At 67.0% G+C, this 2,378-nt stretch carries 1 protein-coding gene; it reads right to left on the bottom strand.

Going from position 1 to position 2,378, the window contains the following annotated elements; genetic code table 11:
- Positions 1–2,378, bottom strand: a 2,378-nt coding sequence (locus A5736_RS08010) for an MMPL family transporter (RefSeq protein ID WP_076245489.1), incomplete at both ends; no start/stop codon positions are given.

Raw genomic sequence — 2,378 nt, 5'->3', positions numbered from 1 at the left:
CGGTCAGCATGCCGAACATCGAGGCGGCGAAGATGATGCCGGCAGACGTGATGACACCACCCGTCGAACGGACGGCGCGGATGATGCCGGATCGGATGCCGAAGCGTGACTCTTCGCGAATGCGTGTGATCAACAACAGGTTGTAGTCGGCGCCGACGGCCACCAGCACGATGAACGCGGTCGCCTGCACGTTCCAGCTGATCGCCTGGTGGAGCACGAACTGGAAGAAGACGACACCCAGCCCCACCGCCGACAGGTACGAGATCACTACGGAGGCAATCAGATACAACGGAGCCACGAGCGCCCGCAGCAAGATCACCAGGATGACGAACACGACGAGCAGCGTCATCATGACGATCAACCGGAAGTCGTTGTTGTAGTAGCTGCGCAGCGTGGTGTACATCGGTGTCATGCCGACCATCGAGATTGTCGCGTCCGACAGCGTGGTGTTCGGTTGCGCACCGCGCGCGGTGTCCAGGATCGACTCGACCTGGTTCATCGCGGCGGTGCTGAAGGGGTCGAACTTCGTTTCGACCATGTAGCGCACCGCGTGGCCGTCGGGTGAGATGAACATCTTGGCCGCGTTTTTGAAGTCGTCCGAGGTGATCACCTGCGGCGGGATGTACAGGCCGGCCATGGAAGGCGTCGTGGCGTCGCGCTTCATCGACAGCAGGAAGTCGGCCGCCTGGCTCATGCCCAAGCCCATCTTCTTGGTCTGCTCGACGAGGGTACGCACGCCAACGGCCAGCCGCCGGCTCCCGTCGGCTAGTTGGTCGGCGGCCGCCTGCATGGCCCCGATCTTCTGCGACATGCCGGCGGTGCTGCCGCCCGCCGCCCGCAGGCTGTTCGATGTCGTGGCCAAGAGTCCGGTCAGGTTCTGCACCGCCGCCTGGACGGCGTCAACCGAGGGGCGCGGGATCGAACCACCGAGCATCGGGGCCGCGGCCGCGGCAACGCTGTTTGCGAGCGTCGCAACGGACCCGCTAGCCAGCTGACGTACGGTGTCCAGCACGGTGGCCGCCGCGCCGAGCTGCTGCTGCGCCTGGCCCACCGTCGCGGCGAGCTGGGTCATCGGCCCGCTGGCGGCGCGGACCTGGTCGCGGACTTGGGCAAGGCTGGCCGCTAGTTGGTCGGCGCCGTTGGTGAGCGCGTCGAGGTCGCTGGTCCGGTCGCTGATCTGGGTCGACGCGTCCTGGAGCTTGGAGCCGACCGTGCCGGCCTCGTTGCTGAGCTTCGCCTGATCCAGCGGCTGCCCGGTAGGCCGCGTGATGCCGCGCACCGCCGCGATGTCGGGCAGCTGCGAAACGCGTTGCGCCATCTGGTCCAGGTCGGCCAGGGCCCGCGACGTCCGCAGGTCGTGCGGCGACCGGACGTAGATGTACTCCGGCAGCAGGGTGCTCGTCGAAAAGTGAGCTGCCATCGTCGAGTAGCCCACGTTGCTGGGCGCCGACTGCGGCAACTGCAGGCGGTCGTTGAAGCTCGGCCGCAGGAACGCCGCGCAGCTTGCCAGCACGATGAGCACCGACAGGCTGACCAGCAGGTGCGCCTTCGGCCGGCGCACCAGCTGAACGGCTGAGCGCTGCCACATGCGGCCAGTGAGCGGCGGTCGTGGCTTCACCCAACCGCGCCGGCCGGCGAGCACGAGCATGGCGGGCAACAGCGTGACGGCGGCGACAAACGCCATCCCGACCGAAACGGCAAGCGCCGGACCAATACTCGTGAACGCGGGCAGTCGGGTGAACACCATGCCCAGGAACGTGACGGCGACGGTGGCCGCTGACGCCGCGATGACCTCACCGATCGAACTCAGCGCCTTCTGAACGGCCACATCGGAGTTCATCCCCGACCGGATGTACTCGTGGTAACGGCTGATCAGGAACACGGCATAGTCGGTGCCAGCGCCGAAGATCATGGCCGTCATCAACGCGATCGTCAGCGAGGACACCCCGAGCCCGGCCTGCACTAGCGCCGACACCGCTCCCTGCGCCGACGTGACCGAAATACCGAGGACTATCAGCACCACCGCCACCATGACCGGCCGCCGGTAGATCACCAGCAGGATGGCCAGCACCAGCAACGCGGTGACCATTTCGATCATGTGCATGTCCCGCGTGCTGACGATGGTCAGGTCGCCGGCCATGGCGCCTTGGCCGGTCAGCTCCGCGGTCAGCGTCGACCCCGCGGTGGAACGCTTGGCGATCTCCATGATCCGCTGGTATGCCCGCGTGGACTCCGGAGTCCCGCCCGGCGCCCGCAGGCTCACCGCCATGTAGAAGGCCTTGTTGTCCGCGCTGACCATCAATGGACGCAGCGCGGGGGTGGTCACGACGTCGTGTACGCCGCTCACGTCGCGGGCGTCGCCGCGCAATGTGGCCGCC

It is taken from the genome of Mycobacterium sp. SP-6446, assembly GCF_001954045.1.
Classification (GTDB): Bacteria; Actinomycetota; Actinomycetes; order Mycobacteriales; family Mycobacteriaceae; genus Mycobacterium.
The sequence above is the reverse complement of the archived record's forward strand: the minus strand, read 5'-3'. Positions and strand labels throughout refer to the sequence as shown.